General features: G+C 35.3%; 15 protein-coding genes. 5 read left to right on the top strand and 10 right to left on the bottom strand.

All coding sequences use genetic code 11. From position 1 onward, the window contains the following. Window positions 1-187 precede the first annotated feature (187 nt). Complete coding sequence (locus ACNO7W_RS09915) at window positions 188-1030, bottom strand: isoaspartyl peptidase/L-asparaginase (protein WP_417938021.1); 843 nt, start codon at window positions 1028-1030, stop codon at window positions 188-190. 69 nt (window positions 1031-1099) lie between these two features. Next, window positions 1100-1972, bottom strand: coding sequence for a cyanophycinase (locus ACNO7W_RS09920; RefSeq protein ID WP_143388781.1), 873 nt, complete (start codon window positions 1970-1972; stop codon window positions 1100-1102). Window positions 1973-2237: 265 nt separating this feature from the next. Here ACNO7W_RS09920 and cphA point away from each other — a divergent pair, with 265 nt between their 5' ends. The 3 genes from cphA (at window position 2238) to ACNO7W_RS09935 (ending at window position 5450) form a co-directional block, all read left to right on the top strand. Then, window positions 2238-4862 (top strand): cyanophycin synthetase, encoded by a 2625-nt coding sequence (gene cphA, locus ACNO7W_RS09925; RefSeq protein WP_417938022.1) that lies wholly within the window; start codon window positions 2238-2240, stop codon window positions 4860-4862. A gap of 85 nt (window positions 4863-4947) precedes the next feature. Next, on the top strand, window positions 4948-5199 hold the full coding sequence (locus ACNO7W_RS09930) for a type II toxin-antitoxin system Phd/YefM family antitoxin (RefSeq protein ID WP_143388783.1): 252 nt from the start codon (window positions 4948-4950) through the stop codon (window positions 5197-5199). Then, window positions 5196-5450, top strand: coding sequence for a Txe/YoeB family addiction module toxin (locus ACNO7W_RS09935; protein WP_143388784.1), 255 nt, complete (start codon window positions 5196-5198; stop codon window positions 5448-5450). The genes ACNO7W_RS09930 and ACNO7W_RS09935 overlap by 4 nt, the downstream gene beginning before the upstream one ends. Before the next feature lie 331 nt (window positions 5451-5781). Here ACNO7W_RS09935 and ACNO7W_RS09940 read toward each other — a convergent pair whose 3' ends face one another. The 7 genes from ACNO7W_RS09940 to tgt all read right to left on the bottom strand — a co-directional run bounded on the left by ACNO7W_RS09940 (window position 5782) and on the right by tgt (window position 14194). Then, window positions 5782-6693, bottom strand: coding sequence for a glutaminase (locus ACNO7W_RS09940; RefSeq protein WP_417938023.1), 912 nt, complete (start codon window positions 6691-6693; stop codon window positions 5782-5784). Between the two features lie 36 nt (window positions 6694-6729). Beyond that, entirely contained in the window at window positions 6730-7992 is a 1263-nt protein-coding gene (locus ACNO7W_RS09945) for an asparagine synthetase B (protein ID WP_417938024.1), read from the bottom strand. A 280-nt stretch (window positions 7993-8272) separates the two neighbouring features. Then, entirely contained in the window at window positions 8273-9817 is a 1545-nt protein-coding gene (gene dnaB / locus ACNO7W_RS09950; RefSeq protein WP_143388639.1) for a replicative DNA helicase, read from the bottom strand. A gap of 140 nt (window positions 9818-9957) precedes the next feature. Then, window positions 9958-10911, bottom strand: coding sequence for an acetyl-CoA carboxylase carboxyltransferase subunit alpha (locus tag ACNO7W_RS09955; protein ID WP_143388644.1), 954 nt, complete (start codon window positions 10909-10911; stop codon window positions 9958-9960). Window positions 10912-11024: 113 nt separating this feature from the next. Next, window positions 11025-11912 carry a DMT family transporter gene (locus ACNO7W_RS09960; RefSeq protein WP_143388638.1) on the bottom strand — a complete coding sequence of 296 codons (888 nt, stop codon included), beginning with the start codon at window positions 11910-11912 and terminating at the stop codon, window positions 11025-11027. Beyond that, window positions 11899-12984, bottom strand: a complete 1086-nt coding sequence (locus tag ACNO7W_RS09965; protein WP_144064981.1) for an LptF/LptG family permease — start codon at window positions 12982-12984, stop codon at window positions 11899-11901. The genes ACNO7W_RS09960 and ACNO7W_RS09965 overlap by 14 nt, the downstream gene beginning before the upstream one ends. 79 nt (window positions 12985-13063) lie before the next feature. Beyond that, the gene (gene tgt, locus ACNO7W_RS09970; protein ID WP_143388636.1) at window positions 13064-14194 is read right to left on the bottom strand and encodes a tRNA guanosine(34) transglycosylase Tgt; all 1131 of its coding nucleotides are present in this window, start codon (window positions 14192-14194) and stop codon (window positions 13064-13066) included. Window positions 14195-14890: 696 nt separating this feature from the next. Here tgt and ACNO7W_RS09975 point away from each other — a divergent pair. Continuing rightward, the gene (locus ACNO7W_RS09975; RefSeq protein WP_143388635.1) at window positions 14891-15442 is read left to right on the top strand and encodes a ferritin-like domain-containing protein; all 552 of its coding nucleotides are present in this window, start codon (window positions 14891-14893) and stop codon (window positions 15440-15442) included. 302 nt (window positions 15443-15744) lie between these two features. Further along, window positions 15745-16323 (top strand): Crp/Fnr family transcriptional regulator, encoded by a 579-nt coding sequence (locus ACNO7W_RS09980; protein ID WP_417938025.1) that lies wholly within the window; start codon window positions 15745-15747, stop codon window positions 16321-16323. Window positions 16324-16351: 28 nt separating this feature from the next. On the opposite strand, the gene ACNO7W_RS09985 is transcribed toward ACNO7W_RS09980, so the two are convergent. Then, window positions 16352-17314, bottom strand: coding sequence for an NAD(P)-dependent alcohol dehydrogenase (locus ACNO7W_RS09985; protein WP_143388633.1), 963 nt, complete (start codon window positions 17312-17314; stop codon window positions 16352-16354). Window positions 17315-17561: the final 247 nt, after the last annotated feature.

Consider the following 17561-nt stretch of genomic DNA (forward strand, 5'->3'; position numbering starts at 1 on the left):
ATTAAAAAAATCATATTTGTCATTTAGTAACTCAAAATAAAAACTTCAATGATTTCATTAATTATCATTAAAATCTGGGTAAAATTTATGTAATCCGTGTCTAAAACAATCCATATTTGCACAAAAAAACTTAATGGATATAATCAGCGTAAACCTGTTCAATCCGTGTTATCCGTGTGCCAATAAATCATTCAAAAACTTCAAAATTATCCCCATCAAAACTGGCAAAAACCATACTGGGATGAGAATCTTGATGAAACATATTCCCTTGATTATCAATAGCAATTGCGCCTGCAAAACCATCATAAGGTTTTAATTCGTTGAACGTTTTAGTAAAGGCTTCTTGCAAAGTAAATCCATCGGTAACACGAGTGACAATTTTGGCAGCTGTTGCATTACTTACAATATCCTCGCCCACTCCAGTTAAACTCACACCGCAAAATGCATTGGCATAATTTCCTGCTACAGTTGCAGAATCAGAAATGCGTCCCGGAATTTCAAAACCTTTTCCGCCTGTTGAAGTAGCCACGGCAATTTTTCCGTTTTGATCGAAAGCCACACAACCCACCGTTCCTGTTCTTAGTGATTTCAGTTTCGCTTCATATTCAGCTCGTCGTTGCGGAATCTCGGTTGAAAAAGATTCGAAACCGTGTTGCCGTGCAAAATTAGTTGCTCCACTTCCGCCTAAAACTCTATCGTCAAATTCCATCAATATTTGGGCCACCTGAACTGGATTCTTCACTTCTTCAATATTGATAACACCACTCATTTTCTGAGTTTCACCATCCATAATTGCAGCACTCATTCTTATTTTTCCGTCACTTTGTATTTGAGAACCAATTCCTGCATTAAACAATTCATTATCTTCCAAAAGGGAAACTGCATAAACAACAGTTTCTAATGCCGAATGGTTTTTTAAAAATGCATAGGAATCTTTCACTATTCGTTCTAGTGCATTTTGCTTGGCAACTTTTGTTTCGTGATTGGTAGATGATTCAGAGAAAAAACCGCCGTGTATGATTAGTTTCATGTTATGGGTGTTGGGTGTTGGGTGTTGGGTGTTGGACTAAAGACTAAAACCAATTACCCGAAACCTGAATTACAAGTAATGTGAAGATTGTATATGCATTAAATGCGTTTCTAGATTATAGGTGTCAAATTTGCTCATGACATGTGTTACCAAATGTGAAATTGATATCGGTTGTCCTAATTCTACTTTCGTCAAATTAGTATCTTTTATTTCACGACCATCAACCAAAATAACCAATCCGGAACCAATAGCTTCCATTTGGGTATTATTGGTAATCAACAATCCCGTATCTTCTCCAAGCCCTATTCCCAGTACTCTGGGATTACCAACAACGGCTTGAAAAAGTCTGCCAATTCTACCGCGTTGTACAAAATGAGTATCGATAATAACACCATCTATTAAACCCAATCCGCTTGAAATTTTCACTTCGCCTTTCAACAAGGCTTCAGAACTACTGCCCTGATAAATCATATTATTGGAAGCTGCCGCAGCTCCGGCAGAAGTACCGGCATAAATAAATTCTTCGTTATGGTATTTATCCAATAAAATATCGTGAAATGGTGTTCCACCAAGAATGGAAGTCAATCGCAATTGATCACCTCCGGTAAACATAACAATATCTGCTGCTTTTAATCGGGCCAAAACAGCTTCATCGGCAGCTTGCTCGCGTCTTTCGATAGTAAGTATATCAACATTTTTGGCATTCAAATACTCAAATGCTTTAACATATTCAGGTCCAATTTCTCGTGGAATGATTGAAGCCGTTGTAATGACTTCTATTCGTGAATTCTCTTTGTGTTTTGATTCGTTTAGTATCCTTTTTAAAATTCCAGTTTCAAAAAAGTTTAAATTGCTAGTTGCATTTTTATCCAAATCGGTTTCAGTAAAACTTCCTTTATCTACCGCACCTCCTATTATTATTAGTTTTCCTAGTATATTCATTTTGTAAAAATAACCAAAAAGATAAAAAAAGCCATTGAAGTAGTCTTTTTTTTTAAATTATAACAAACTGAATAATTATTGTTTATTTTTGAGGAAATAAATTTTGATTCCTCTTTTTAAAAAACTATATTAGTTGAATTCTATACTTTTTTTTAAAAACACCACCACCTAAAACAATCTTTTTTTTCAAAGTTAGAATATATTAGTTTTAAAATCAATTCATTACATATCCATTTTTTAGTTCAAAAAATAACATTTCCGTTTTATGAAAATAATTAAAGTACAAGCCCTTCGTGGCCCCAATATTTGGAGCATCCAAAGAAAAAAATTAATTCAAATGCGGTTGGATTTGGAGGAAATGGAACAATTTCCAACTAATAAAATAGAAGGATTTAGAGAACGAATTGAAGCTATGTTCCCTACAATGATTGAGCATCGCTGTTCTGAAGGTTGTCGTGGCGGATTTTTTTCCAGAGTGGAACGCGGTACTTGGATGGGACATGTAATTGAACATATTGCTCTTGAGATACAATCTTTGGCAGGAATGGAAACCGGCTTTGGTAGAACCAGAGAAACCAAAACTCCAGGTACTTATAATGTAGTCTTTAGTTATACCGAAGAAAATGTTGGTCTTTTTGCTGCAGAATCATCTGTTGCTATTGCCGAAGCATTAATTGCCGGAACTGATTACGATTTAAATGCCGACTTACAAAAAATGCGTGAAATACGGGAACGTGTACGACTAGGACCAAGTACCGGAAGTATTGTAGAAGAAGCCGTTTCCAGAAATATTCCTTGGATAAGACTTGGAACAAATTCCTTAGTTCAACTAGGATATGGTATCAATCAAATGCGTTTCCAAGCAACAATTACCTGTAAAACCAGCAGTATTGCAGTAGATATCGCCTGTAATAAAGAGCAAACCAAAAAAATGTTGGATATGGCCTCGATTCCTGTTGCCAATGGAAGCATTTGTGTAGACGAAGAGAGTTTGTCCGAAACCATTAAAAAAATTGGATATCCTATTGTGCTAAAACCATTGGGTGGAAATCATGGAAAAGGTGCATCTATTAATGTTACCAATTGGGAAGACGCCGTTTCAGGGTTGGCTTTTGCACAAGAATATGGCAAACGTGTCATCGTAGAAAAATTCATTACCGGTTTCGACTTTAGGATATTAGTCATCGATAATAAATTAGTTGCTGCTGCAAAACGAGTTCCTGCTCACATAATAGGAAATGGAAAAGACACTATTCAGCAATTAATTGACACAACCAATCTGGATCCTAGAAGAGGTTATGGTCATGAAAATGTGTTAACCCAAATAGATGTCGATAGAGATACCGAAGACTTATTGGAAAAACTAGGCTACACATTGGAAACCATTCCGAGAATTGGCGAAATTGTATTTCTAAAATCTACAGCAAATTTAAGTACTGGCGGAACTTCTGTAGATGTTACCGATATGATGCACCCTGAAAACATTTTTCTTGCCGAAAGAATTTCAAGGGTAATTGGATTAGACATTTGTGGTGTTGATATCATGGCTGAGAATTTAACACAACCTTTAAAAGAAAATGGCGGTGTAATTCTGGAAGTCAATGCGGCTCCGGGTTTTAGAATGCACCTTGCTCCTTCTGAAGGATTACCTAGAAACGTAGCTTCGCCGGTTATTGACATGTTATATCCTCCGGGTAAATCCTTTCGTATTCCTATAATTGCTGTGACGGGAACCAATGGCAAAACCACCACTACCCGCCTTTTGGCACATATTGTAAAAAATAATGGTTTCAAAGTAGGATTCACCACATCGGATGGAATTTATATTCAAAATCACATGATGGAAAAAGGAGATACAACGGGACCAATCAGTGCCGAATATGTTTTGAGAGATCCAACGGTGGAATTCGCCGTTTTAGAAACGGCTCGAGGTGGAATCCTTCGTTCTGGTTTGGGATTCAGCCGTTGCGATATTGGAATTATTACCAATATTCAGGAAGACCATTTGGGTTTAAGTGATATTCACTCCTTAGATGATTTGGCAAGAGTTAAAGCCACAGTGGTAAAAAGCATCAAGAAAGACGGTTGGGCTGTTTTGAATGGAGACGATGAACATTGTGTAAAAATAGGTCAAGATCTAAATTGCAATGTCGCTTATTTTAGTTTGAGTGAAGACAGTGATTTCATTAAAAAACTTTGCGCTGAAGGAAAAACGGTTGCAGTATATGAAAACGGGTTTATTACCATCAAAAAAGGGGAATGGAAAATCCGAATCGAACGCGCCACTCACGTTCCTTTAACGTTGGGAGGAAAAGCAAAATTCATGATTGCCAATGTACTTGCGGCAACTTTAGCGAGTTATTTATGGGGTTTTAAAACAGAAGATATTAGTTTGTCATTACAGACTTTTATTCCAAGTGCGGCACAAACTCCGGGTCGTATGAATATTTTTGAGTTTAAAAAATTTAAAGTATTGATTGATTTTGCTCATAATCCATCCGGTTACAAAGGTGTGGAAGAATATTTGCAAAGTGTCGATGCTACTAAGAAAATTGGAATTATTGCAGGTGTTGGTGATCGCCGTGACGAAGATATTAAAGAATGTGCTTTTATAGCAGCCCGAATGTTCGACCACATTATCATTCGACAAGAAAAATACCTGAGAGGAAGAACCGAAGACGAAATTATTGATTTAATACTCGAAGGAATTAAAAATTCAGGTAAAATAGTTACTTATGAAATTATTCCTAAAGAAACTGAAGCGATTAAACACGCTATTAATTGTGCCGAAGAAGGAAGCTTCATCACTGCATTAAGCGATGTGGTTACTAATGCTATCGATATTGTACAAGAATATTTAGATAAAGAAAACGAACACGGAACTGTCTAGCTTTAAATACAATAAACTTAAAAACAACTCAATTAAGTACTTGATTGAGTTATTTTTTTGTAATTTTGTTTTAAAATAAATTAAAATGAAAGTAATAAACTATACCGATTTACGTCTAAATCTAAAAAAATGGATGGATAGTGTTATTGATGATATGGAAGAAATCATCGTAAAAAGAAAAGACAATAAAGATTTGGTTTTAATTTCGCTTGATGAGTATAATTCTTTAAAAGAGACCAATTATCTTTTATCAGGAAAAAACAGAGAAATATTACTGAAAGCGGTCGAAGACGTAAAAAATAAAAAAACATTCCAAAAAGAATTGATTGAAGAATGAAAATAATTTGGCATTCACAAGCTTGGGATGATTATCTCTATTGGCAAAAAACAGATAAATCAAAACTCAAAAGAATTAATGAGTTAATAAAATCTACAACGAGAACTCCTTTTGAAGGAATCGGAAATCCGGAACCTTTAAAACACGAACTTCAAGGGTATTGGTCAAGAAGAATAGACTCCGAACATCGTTTGGTTTACACCATAAAAGAAGAAGATCTGATAATAATTACTTGTAAATACCATTATTAATTGTCTAGTCCTGAAAAAGTTGACACGGATTAGGATTTGAAATTACATTAAATATTATATGACAGTCCGCAATATGTTCCAAAGGATAAAATATGGCACACAGATAACACGGATTGAACGGATTTTGCACAGATTTAAATAACAGTTTGATTCACCAAGTAAAAAAATCCGTGTAAATCGGTATAATCTGTACAATCTGTGGGCTAATATTTATGCTTTATAAATGTACAAACGACGAAAATTGTATTCGAAATGATTTTAGTCCGCATTACGGATAGTCATAAAATATTAACCTCGGAAGCAAAAACTTTCGAGGTTTTTTCTGTTTTTTCTAAAAAATCGACATTCCAGTCTTAGTCGTCAATAATTCCAAGGCATTCATCCCCAAATCTGAATTTCCTTTTTCATTAAGTCGTGGGCTCCATGTAGAAACAACAAAGTTTTTAGGATATAAAGCTGCAATTCCCCCACCTATTCCACTTTTTCCCGGCAATCCTACTTTATAAGTATATTCACCTGACTCATCATAAAAACCGCATGTTTGCATTAAGGCATTCAATCGTTTTACTTGACTTTTAGTTAAAACTTGTATTCCTGATATAGTTTTTCCTTCATTGGCAAGAAAGAAAAAGGAATGAGCTAATTCCTTACACGTCATTTCTATGGAACACTGATGGAAATAAAAATCCAAAACCGTTTCTACATCATTTGTAATATTCCCAAATGACTTTAAAAAATTAGCTAATGCGGCATTTCTAAACCGAGTGTCTTTCTCAGATTGTGCTACTTTTAAATTAAAATCAATAGTTGGACTTCCTGAAATCATTCGTATAAAATCCAAAAAATCTTGTTTAGGATTTTCCAAATGGGTCACAAGCATATCTGCAATAACAATTGCTCCTGCATTGATAAATGGATTTCGTGGAATGCCCTTTTCATATTCCAATTGTACTAATGAATTAAATGCACTACCTGAAGGTTCTACTCCTACTCGTTCCCAAATCCTTTCATCCAAGAATGAAAATGCCAAAGCTACAGTCAAAACTTTAGAAACACTTTGAATAGAAAATTTTTCGTTGCTATCTCCAATTCCAAAGTCCTCGCCTTCAATACTTATCAAATGAATCCCAAATTTATCCGGGTCAACTTTTGTTAATTCGGGTATTGATATAGAAACATTACCAATAATAGGAAGTGTTTTTGATTCTTGATAAATCTCGTGCAAAATGGTTTCGTAGTTCATCTAAAGAGTTTAATGAAATTTTTAATATTTTTAATATTAGGTCTTTTGTTTTTTCTTCTTAGCTGCAGGAAATAACACATTATTCAAAATCAGCCTATAACCTGGTGAATTGGGATGTAAATCCAGAACTGTTGGCGTATCTCCCACTTGATGCTGGAAATCTTCAGGATCGTGACCACCATAAAAAGTGAACATTCCTTTCCCTTTTTCGCCATGAATGTAACGTACTTCGCCATTAAGTTCACAGTTTCCCATAACCAAAACATTCGATTTTACTAAAGATACATCAAAAGAAGTGGTCTGTCCCATGAATCCTTTTACCAATTGTGTGTGGTTTTGACATAGCATACTCGGGATTGGATCCCATTTTGCCGAAAATTCCATTAAGGTAAAATAATCCTTGTCCATCGGAATTCTTCTTTTCGTAGTCATATCAATATCCGAAAATTCATATTGCTCCGCTCTTCTTTCTAAAATAAAATCTTTGAAAGCAAACGAATTATTGTAATTCATTTTTGATTGGTAATTAGGATCACTCGCATCTCCATCAAACATGGCTTCGCAAATATCTACTCCATCTGCTGCTAAAGCAATATCAAAACTATCCGTTGCGGAACACATCGCAAACATAAAGCCACCTCCAATAACGAAGTCCCTGATTTTTTTGGCAACAGCTCCCTTTTCTTGAGATACTTTCGAATATCCTAATTTGGTTGCCAATGCTTCGGCATCTTTCTTTTGTTCAATGTACCAAGGAACATTTTTGTATGCTCCATAAAATTTACCGTATTGACCCGTAAAATCTTCATGATGCAAATGCAGCCAATCGTAAAGTAATAATTGGTCACTTAAAACTTCATCATCATAAATTGGTGTAAAAGGAATTTCGGCGTAAGTCAAAACCAACGTCACCGCATCATCCCAAGGCTGTTTTCCTTTAGGGGTGTAAACGGCAACTTTTGGCGCTTTTTCAAGCACTATCGTTTCCATATTTTGAGAAGGACTCGAAATTTCATCCAAAATCCTAGCTTCTTCACTATCAGAAAGGATTTCAAAACTCACACCCCTAATCTGGCATTCTTTACGTATTTCTTCAGCATCAGGCAGTAAAAAAGAACCGCCTCGATAATTAAGCAACCAACTTGCTTTGTACTTTTTATCCAAACACCAATACGTAATTCCATAGGCCTTCAAATGATTTTGCTGCGTAGTTTCATCCATTGGCAACAAAATAAAAGAGGCTTTCGCCGAAAAGGAAATAAAAATTAGTAGAATATAGAGTGACTTTCTAAAAGACATTGCCGTTTTTATTCCAAAGATAACAGTTTTTAAGTGATGAAAATCATAAAAAAAACTACTAAAAAAGTACCGTCTGGATACAAGTTTAAAAAGGACACAGATAACATCGATTGAAAAGATTCATACAGATTTTATGATATTATAAAAAAGTTAGCCACGAATTTCACTAATTTTTATGAATTAATTCGTGAAAATTAGTGAAATTCGTGGCTAAAATTTCCTCTAAATATTTGTGTCCAGACGGTAACTAACTATAAGCAGCGGATTTTAAATTTATATTTTAGAACGGAACATCACTGTCATCGTCCAGGTCATTCAAATTACTACCAAAAGCTTCATTGGCTGATGGCAAATTTTTAGTAATAAAAGGATTGTCATCTTGGTTCATACTTGATGGTAAATCATCATAACTTCCGCTATGATCTTCTAAATTATCAAACTTTCCTAGATGTCCAATAAACTTCAACCGAACGTTTTCTATACTACCATTACGGTGTTTAGCTATCATTATTTCTGCCTGGCCTGCAGTTGGTGAGGCTTCATCATCATCCCATTCGTCAATTTTGTAATATTCGGGACGATATAGAAACGATACAATATCAGCATCTTGTTCAATCGCACCCGATTCACGAAGGTCAGAAAGCAAAGGTCTTTTACTGGAACCACGGGTTTCAACCGCACGGGACAATTGAGAAAGTGCAATAACAGGAACATTTAATTCCTTGGCTAATGCTTTTAAATTTCGAGAAATCGTAGAAATCTCCTGCTCTCTATTTCCTCCTCCTTTTCCGTTTCCACCAGCAGTCATCAATTGCAAGTAATCGACAATAATAATTCTTATGCCATGTTGCGAAACCAAACGTCTCGCTTTTGCTCTTAAATCAAAAATAGATAGTGAAGGCGTATCATCAATAAACAGTGGGGCTTTTTCTAAATTTTTAACTTTGGTACTCAATTGTTCCCATTCGTGTTTTTCCAGTTTTCCAGTACGCAATTTCTCCGATGACAAACCTGTTTCGGAAGAAATCAAACGGGTTATCAACTGAACTGATGCCATCTCCAGAGAAAATAAGGCAACTGGCATTCCGAAATCAATTGCCATATTTCGTGCCATCGATAATACAAATGCCGTTTTACCCATTGCTGGCCTTGCCGCTATAATAATTAAATCACTTGGTTGCCAACCCGAAGTAATCTTATCTAATTTATCAAATCCAGTCGCTACACCACTCAATCCTTCCTGACCGGCAATTTCCTCGATTCTTTTTTTGGCCTGCAACACTAAACTCTGCGCCGTTTCGGAACTTCGTTTTATGTTCCCTTGTGTCACTTCGTACAATTTAGATTCGGCTCTATCCAACAAATCAAAAACATCCGTTGTTTCATCGTAAGAATCTTCAATAATTTCAGTAGATATACGAATCAAACTGCGTTGAATAAATTTCTGAAGGATAATCCTGGAATGAAATTCAATGTGCGCAGAAGACGATATCTTTTGCGTAAGCTGAATTAAGTAAAAATCGCCTCCTGCCAAATCTAATTTTGCATTTTTCTTAAGTTGTGCAGAAACGGTTAATAAGTCAATAGGCTGTGTTTCTGTAAACAACTGAACGATAGCCTCAAAAATATGTTTGTGAGCATCTTTATAAAAAGCATCGGGCTGTAAAATATCAATTACATCATCTACCCCTTTTTTATCAATCATCATGGCACCAAGCACAGCCTCTTCTAAATCGAGAACCTGCGGTTGCAATTTTCCTTTTTCAAGGCTTATTATAGTAGTTTTATCAACCTTCACAGGATTAATATTTCTGAAGTTTTCCATAGAGCGAAAGTAACAAAAATTAAAAAAATATTGTCATTGAGTTGTTACAAATAATTGTTCATAAGTAACTATTTTTTGTTTATAACCATAAAAAAATCCGAAACTGTAAGGCTTCGGATTAAATATCAAATTGTAAGATTTTACTCTTTATATTCACCCATTTTACTGTATTTGTCCATTCTTTGAGCAACTAATTGTTCTGTTGATAAGTCTTTCAATTCATTAAATCCTTTCATAATATATTGCTCCACCGTTTTGAAAGCAGTCTCTCTATCGTAGTGCGCTCCACCTAATGGTTCAGGGATAATATCATCCACTAATTTTTGTTTTTTCATGTCAGCAGAAGTCAATTTCAATGCTTCGGCAGCTTGTTCTTTATATTCCCAGCTTTTCCATAAAATAGAAGAGCATGATTCAGGAGAAATAACAGAATACCAAGTGTTTTCCATCATATATACCTTGTCACCAACACCTATTCCTAATGCTCCACCAGAAGCTCCCTCACCAACAATTACAGTAATAATTGGCACTTTTAGACGAATCATTTCGATGATGTTTCTGGCAATAGCCTCGCCTTGTCCTCGTTCTTCGGCTTCAAGTCCCGGATAAGCACCCGGAGTATCAACTAAAGTCAATACTGGAATACCAAATTTCTCGGCCATTTTCATCAATCGCAATGCTTTTCTGTATCCTTCAGGATTTGGCATTCCAAAATTACGAAACTGACGTGTCTTCGTGTTGAATCCTTTTTGTTGACCAACAATCATAAAAGATTGTCCGTCAATTTTTCCTAAACCACCAATCATGGCTTTATCATCTTTAAAACCTCTATCCCCAAAAAGTTCTAGAAAAGTATCCCCACATAAAGCACGTACATGATCCATTGTATAAGGACGACTAGGATGTCTTGATAGTTGTACGCGTTGCCAAGCGGTCAAATTTTTATAAATATGTCTTTTGGTCTCTTCTAGTTTTTTGTTGATTTGTTTGCAAGTATTCGTCACATCAACATCTGATTCCTGACCAATAACCAGACATTTATCTAACTGTTCTTCTAGTTCTTTTATTGGAAGCTCAAAATCTAAATATTCCATAGGATTTCTGCGTTTTATTTTTATTTGGAACGGCAAAGATAAAATTTTAAATCGTTCAAAAAGGTAAATTTCATATTTATGTGCAAAAGTTTGCTTCATCAAACTTTGAGAACTTATTCTATTTTGTCCTTTTGATAGTGTTTAATCACACCGTTTAGGATTACTGTGATCACAATTATAACGGCTCCGATATAGAATTCAAAGCTCATTTTTTCTTTTCCACCAAGGATAAAATAGGCCAAAACAATCCCATAAACCGGCTCTAGATTAGTCGTCAGCATTACGGTATAGGGCGTCAGTTTTTGCATGACTTTCACCGAAGCAGTAAAGGCATAAGCGGTGCAAATAGAAGCTAAAATCAAAATTAAAACCCAATTATTGAAAGTCAAAACAAAGAAATCTAACGTGAATTTTTGCTGAAATAAAAAGTAAACTGTAATAAAGAATACACCTGCCATGAATTCATAAAATGATATCACGGAAGGATCGTGATTTTCTATCAGTTTTCCGTTCATCAGCGTAAACAAAACCCCTAATATTATGGACACCAAAGCGTATAACATACCTTCCAAATAATTGACCTCCACTTTCATGATCAATGCCAATCCAGCGATAATAATGAGCCCAAAAAACACTTCATACCAAAGTACTTTTCTGCCGTAAAAAATAGGTTCCAGCAGCGATGCAAAAAAAGCGCCCAAAGAGAAAACCGAAAGTGTAATGGAAACATTGGAAACATGAATCGCTTTGAAAAAAGTGATCCAATGCAGCGCGATTAATAACCCTACAAAAATTAATTTTAAGAATGATTTTAAAGGGATTCTAAATGATTTTCTTTTGAATACAATAAACAGCGATAAAAAAACGCTTGCAAAAAACATGCGGTACCAAACCAAAGCATCGGCTGTTATGGTGATTAAAGCGCCTAAAATAGCGGTAAAACCCCAAATAAAAACAATCAGATGCAGGTTTAAATAAGGCTGCAATTTATCGTTTTGCATTTCGTAATAAATAAATGGCTAATACCCCAAAAGCAACATTGGGCAACCAAACTGCCAACATGGGAGGAATACTTGATTTTTCGGCCAATACGCCAAAAATTTTATCAAAGAAGACAAAGGCAAAAGCTAATGCAATTCCTATCGCCAAGTTGATTCCCATTCCGCCTCTTCGTTTCATGGATGAAACCGAAACCGCAATTATGGTAAGAATAAATGCCGAAACCGGAACACTGAATTTTTTATACAGCACCACTAAATACACATTGATATTAGACGAACCCCGTTTTTTTTCCTTGTCAATAAACTTAATCAGCTTATTCAAACTCAATGTTTCAGCAATATATACCACAGGGGTTAAATCCTCCAGATCAAACCTAAAACGGGCATCTTTTTGAGGTGCTTTTTCAATTTTGTCGCCAAATTCCCCTACCGTTCTTTTGGTATAATCATACATGGTATAGGTTTTATCCTTTGGATTCCATTTGATTCTGCTTGCCGTAATTTTATACTCCAGTTTCTCTTTATTGAACTTTTCCAATGAAAAATTAAAAGCAGTCTTTGATAAAGTATTAAAGCTGTTTACATAGATAAATTCATTATCGCTAATTTGTCGGTATACATCCGTGTTATCTCCCCGCATAGCCTCTTTTCCTCCCGTCTTCAGGTATGTATATCTAAAGTTATTAAAACCTTCGCTGGCAGCGGGAACGACAAAGAATCCCATCAATAAAACAAAAACAGAAATAATGGAAGCCCCAATAATGTAAGGTCTCAAAAATCGGGTGAAAGAAATACCCGAACTCAAAATGGCGATAATCTCCGTGTTATTGGCTAATTTTGAGGTAAACCAAATAATGGATAAAAATAAAAAAATCGGGAATAAGGAATTGGCAAAATAAATCGTGAAATTATAATAATAGGCAGCAATTTCCACGAATGGAACTTTGTTCTCTATCATTTTATTAATCTTCTCCGAAACATCAATAATAATCCCAATAGGTATAAACATCAACAACATAACCACAAAAGTGGCTAAATATCTTTTTAGGATGTACTTGTCAATTATTGTCATTTAAAAAAGTTTAAGGTTTAAAGTTTAAAAGTTTAAAGTTAGTTATGCAACATTAAACCTTAAACTTTAAACATTTTTTTTACAAACGTTGGCTCATATTCTTCACCATCATTTCTTTCCAAGGTCTAAAATCGCCTGCTAAGATATGTTTTCTGGCCTCACGAACCAACCACATGTAAAAACCAAGATTATGGATTGTGGCAATTTGTTTTCCCAGGTATTCATTGGCGGCAAAAAGGTGACGCAAATACGCTTTAGTATATTCCGTATCAACGTAAGTGATACCCATTTCGTCAATAGGCGAAAAATCATCTTCCCACTTTTTGTTTTTGATATTGATTGAACCATTCGCTGTAAACAACATTCCGTTTCTGGCATTACGCGTAGGCATCACACAGTCGAACATGTCAATTCCAAGAGCAATATTTTCGAGAATATTTATCGGAGTTCCCACGCCCATTAGGTATCGCGGCTTGTCTTCGGGTAAAATTTCACAAACTACTTCAGTCATCGCATACATTTCCTCGGCAGGTTCCCCTACTGAAAGTCCGCCAATGGCATTTCCCTGCTGACCTGAATTCGCAATATATTCTGCAGATTGTCTTCGTAAATCTTTGTACGTACTTCCTTGAACAATTGGAAAAAAGGTTTGTTCGTAACCGTATTTAAAAGGCTGCGAATCTAAATGATTGATGCAGCGATCCAGCCAACGGTGCGTCATGTGCATCGAGCGTTGTGCATAGCGATAATCACAAGGATAAGGCGTGCACTCGTCAAAAGCCATGATAATATCGGCACCAATGGTACGCTGAATTTCCATCACATTCTCCGGCGTAAAAAAGTGGTACGAACCGTCAATATGCGATTTGAACTTCACGCCTTCCTCCTTAATTTTTCGGTTGGCCGAAAGGGAATACACTTGGTAGCCACCGGAATCCGTCAAAATATTGCGATCCCAGTTCATGAATTTATGCAAACCACCCGCTTTCTCGAGGATTTCGGTTTGTGGTCGCAAGTATAAATGGTAGGTATTTCCCAAGATAATATCTGGGTTTATATCGTCTTTCAATTCTCGTTGATGCACGCCTTTTACGGAACCAACGGTACCAACAGGCATAAAAATTGGGGTTTCAATCACACCGTGATCAGTGGTAACAGTTCCCGCTCTGGCTTTGGACTGCGGATCTTTTTTTAATAAATCAAAATTCATCTGTTTCTTTTATTGTTTTTTTTCGGTCAGATGCAATTCGCCAATAAAATCTTTTTCTCCATTAACATTTATCATAGCTTATTTCATAAACACGTTTTTCTCCCGACCGTTCGGGACGGCAAAGATAGGTTAATTTGAAAATTAGATAATTACATAATTTAAAAATTTAATTAAGATTTGGGAATTCACATTTAGCAAGGGTTTCCAAAGCGCTTTTTGAATCAAATCAACCTTCTAAAATTCAGAATTTGGGCGTGACCCGCTGAAAAAGCGGGTCGGGCTATTCGTTGCAAACGAAGTTCACTGAACACCTATTAAAAATAACGACTAGGTGAAGTAATCTCCCGAAGAAAAATCGGGAGGATTTTCACTGCTATCCCTCACGCAAATAAAATACCTGACAGCCACTGGCAGTTCCCCCCTTAATCTTACTCAACTCCCGATAGCAATCAAACGAAACAAATCTCACTAAAAACCTCAAAATCTAATTATGTAATTGCAATCTAAATTTTTAGTTAAATCATACTATTCGTATTTATAATTAGTTAATTAACATTTACTTAGTTCATAATTTAACTAAATTTACAATATATAAACCGGAGTGTATAAATTGTAAATTACACCCGAAATAAAATTATTAATTTATTAAGATATTAGATAAAATTTTATACCACTCAAAAAATTAAAATAATTGTTATGGGAACTACATATAGAAAACAAGAAGCTAAAGAAGTTGCGGAAGTAAAATCAGAAGAAGCATATAATTTAAGAGACTTATTTGAAGTTGGGTTGAAAGACATTTACTCAGCAGAAAAAGCATTGATTAAAACCTTGCCGAATATGGTGAAAAATGCTTCATCACCGGAATTAGCCAACACCTTACAAAATCATTTGACTGAAACGAAAGAACATGTTTCCCGCTTGGAAGAAATATTTGAATCTAAGGGTATCAAAGCCGTTGCAAAAAAAAGTGAAGCTATAGAAGGATTAATAGAAGAGAGTAAGGGCATAATAGCAAAGACCGAAATAGGTGCCATGCGTGATGCTGGAATTATTGCCGCTGGACAAAAGTTAAAACAATATGAAATTGCTACCTATGATGCTTTACATTCATTTGCAGAAAATCTTGGTGAAAACAAAGCCGCAAATTTGCTCGCCATGACTCTAAATGAACAGAAAAAGGCGGATGCTGCTTTGAACGAAATTGCTCAATCTAACATCAATTTTAATGCTCAGAAGCAGATTTAATTGTAAATATTAAAAAGTAATTTTGATTAAGGATCAGTAATCATTTACTGTTTTTCAGATCTAAAGCCTGCCTAGTGCAGGCTTTTTTTATGGTTTAGTTTCAAACGAGTCTTACTTTTAAATCATGAGTTCTTCGGGTTTAACAGCTAATATCGGTTTCGCCAGATTTGGTTTTTAGGCTTAATTTTAAAGTCGGTCTTGTATTTGAATTAAAAGTGTTTATCCGAAAAATAAATCTAAATTTAATCCCAAAACCCAGACAAAGCCTCAGGGACTTTATGCGGCAACTTAAAAAAACGAAAATGCACAACAAACTAATAAAATATTTTTCCGAAATTATGATACTTTCAGATGAAGAATCAGAGGCCATTGCTGAAACTATGAACATTCAACAGTTCAAAAAGGGAACTATTTTGCTAAAAGAAGGGCAAATATCGACAGAAGCATATTTTGTTTTAGAAGGCTGTGTTCGGCAATATTTTTTAGTTGACGGAGAAGAAAAAACCAACATTTTTTTTACTGAAGAACAATGGGTAATTTCTTTAAATAGCTTTAGTAAAAATAGTCCTTCGACCCATTATATGGCGTGTTGTATAGACACTGTTTTGGTAGTTGGCAATAGAGAAAAAGAAGAAGATTTGTATAAACGATTCCCGAAACTTGAAACGATTTCGAGAAAAGTAATGGAAAAAATATTTGCAGAACAACAGGAAATAATGGCGTCTTATACTACAGACTCACCAGAACAACGCTATATAAAATTATTAAAATCAAGACCCGATTTATTTCAAATAATACCACAATATCAAATAGCAAGTTATCTTGGGATTAAACCTGAATCATTAAGTAGAATTAAAAAAAGAGTTACTTTGAAAAAATAAACCAGACCTTGTCAACTTAGTATCGGTATTACTTGTCGGTCAATACTATTGCTACATTTCCTTTTTTGTGTCCTTTCTCAACATAAGTGTGTGCTATGGCAATCTGTTCTAAAGGATAAGTTCTATCAATGACCGATTTTAGTTTGCCAGCCTCAATAAGTTCTTTAAGAAAAATCATATCTTCAGCTTTTTCACTGATTACACCTGTCAGCACTTTCTTGGTACTGGTCATTGAAGTCCATATCCCTTGAAACATCTCAGACATTCCAGCTGCACTTAAAATCAAGATGCCACTTTTAATGAGAGACTTTAAGCTACAGTAAAAAGAAATCTTATTTACCGTATCAAAAATTACATCGTAAGTTTCACCGTTTTGAGTAAAATCTTCTTTGGTGTAATCTATTACGTTATCTGCTCCCAAAGATTTTACCATTTCAATATTCAATGTACTACAGACTCCTGTAACATTCGCTCCAAAATACTTTGCAAGTTGTACTGCAGCAGTTCCTACAGCTCCTGATGCACCGTAGATAAGAACTTTTTGTCCACGCTGAATATTCGCTTTTTTAAGAAAATGCAGTGCTGTTGTTCCTCCAAATGGAATAACTGCGGCCTCCATATGGGATATATTATTGGGTTTTAATGCCAAAACACCATTTTCTGGCAAACATTTATATTCCGCATAAGCACCAAAACTCATTCCTGTAGTACCAAAAACTGGACTACCAACCTTAAAGCGTTTTACATCTTTGCCTATTGCTTCAATTTCACCTGAAAGAACCCCTCCTAGAATATTCGTTTTGGGTTTCGTTAAACCAAAGAACAATCTTAATGCAAACGGGTCCGCTTTACGTAGTCTCCAGTCCCCTGAGTTTACTGCGGTTGCAAGAATTCGTATCAGAATTTCATTCTCTTTAGGCATTGGTTTTTCTACATCTTTAAGAGCAAGAACCTCTGGCGGGCCGTATTTTGTGTACACAATTGCTTTCATTTTGCCAATTTTAAAATTCATTTATTTTAATTACTTTTTAATAGATTGTCTTCTACTAATTCTACTAGGCAAAATTACTTGTCGTAAACTGTTGTCTCATTGACTTTAGTTAAGAAATAAATGGGAGGTGAATTTTGATATAAAATAGTATTTAATTATCCCAAATCGGATGAAATAAGGGCAAACGCATAACAACACCTATTCAAAAATGGCGGTCCAGTGCTTGGTAGAAAAGTTTTGTGCAAAT

The organism is Flavobacterium sp. ZB4R12, assembly GCF_048276375.1.
Lineage (GTDB): Bacteria > Bacteroidota > Bacteroidia > Flavobacteriales > Flavobacteriaceae > Flavobacterium > Flavobacterium gawalongense.

Bases quoted from the DNA above. Each gene is read 5' to 3' on its own strand.
- ACNO7W_RS09955 (WP_143388644.1), bottom strand. From the start codon at position 10,911: ATGGAATATTTAGATTTTGAGCTTCCAATAAAAGAACTAGAAGAACAG.
- ACNO7W_RS09960 (WP_143388638.1), bottom strand. From the start codon at position 11,912: ATGCAAAACGATAAATTGCAGCCTTATTTAAACCTGCATCTGATTGTT.
- dnaB (WP_143388639.1), bottom strand. From the start codon at position 9,817: ATGGAAAACTTCAGAAATATTAATCCTGTGAAGGTTGATAAAACTACT.
- ACNO7W_RS09930 (WP_143388783.1), top strand. From the start codon at position 4,948: ATGAAAGTAATAAACTATACCGATTTACGTCTAAATCTAAAAAAATGG.
- ACNO7W_RS09975 (WP_143388635.1), top strand. From the start codon at position 14,891: ATGGGAACTACATATAGAAAACAAGAAGCTAAAGAAGTTGCGGAAGTA.
- ACNO7W_RS09915 (WP_417938021.1), bottom strand. From the start codon at position 1,030: ATGAAACTAATCATACACGGCGGTTTTTTCTCTGAATCATCTACCAAT.
- ACNO7W_RS09935 (WP_143388784.1), top strand. From the start codon at position 5,196: ATGAAAATAATTTGGCATTCACAAGCTTGGGATGATTATCTCTATTGG.
- ACNO7W_RS09965 (WP_144064981.1), bottom strand. From the start codon at position 12,984: ATGACAATAATTGACAAGTACATCCTAAAAAGATATTTAGCCACTTTT.
- ACNO7W_RS09945 (WP_417938024.1), bottom strand. From the start codon at position 7,992: ATGTCTTTTAGAAAGTCACTCTATATTCTACTAATTTTTATTTCCTTT.
- tgt (WP_143388636.1), bottom strand. From the start codon at position 14,194: ATGAATTTTGATTTATTAAAAAAAGATCCGCAGTCCAAAGCCAGAGCG.
- ACNO7W_RS09940 (WP_417938023.1), bottom strand. From the start codon at position 6,693: ATGAACTACGAAACCATTTTGCACGAGATTTATCAAGAATCAAAAACA.
- ACNO7W_RS09920 (WP_143388781.1), bottom strand. From the start codon at position 1,972: ATGAATATACTAGGAAAACTAATAATAATAGGAGGTGCGGTAGATAAA.
- ACNO7W_RS09985 (WP_143388633.1), bottom strand. From the start codon at position 17,314: ATGAAAGCAATTGTGTACACAAAATACGGCCCGCCAGAGGTTCTTGCT.
- cphA (WP_417938022.1), top strand. From the start codon at position 2,238: ATGAAAATAATTAAAGTACAAGCCCTTCGTGGCCCCAATATTTGGAGC.
- ACNO7W_RS09980 (WP_417938025.1), top strand. From the start codon at position 15,745: ATGCACAACAAACTAATAAAATATTTTTCCGAAATTATGATACTTTCA.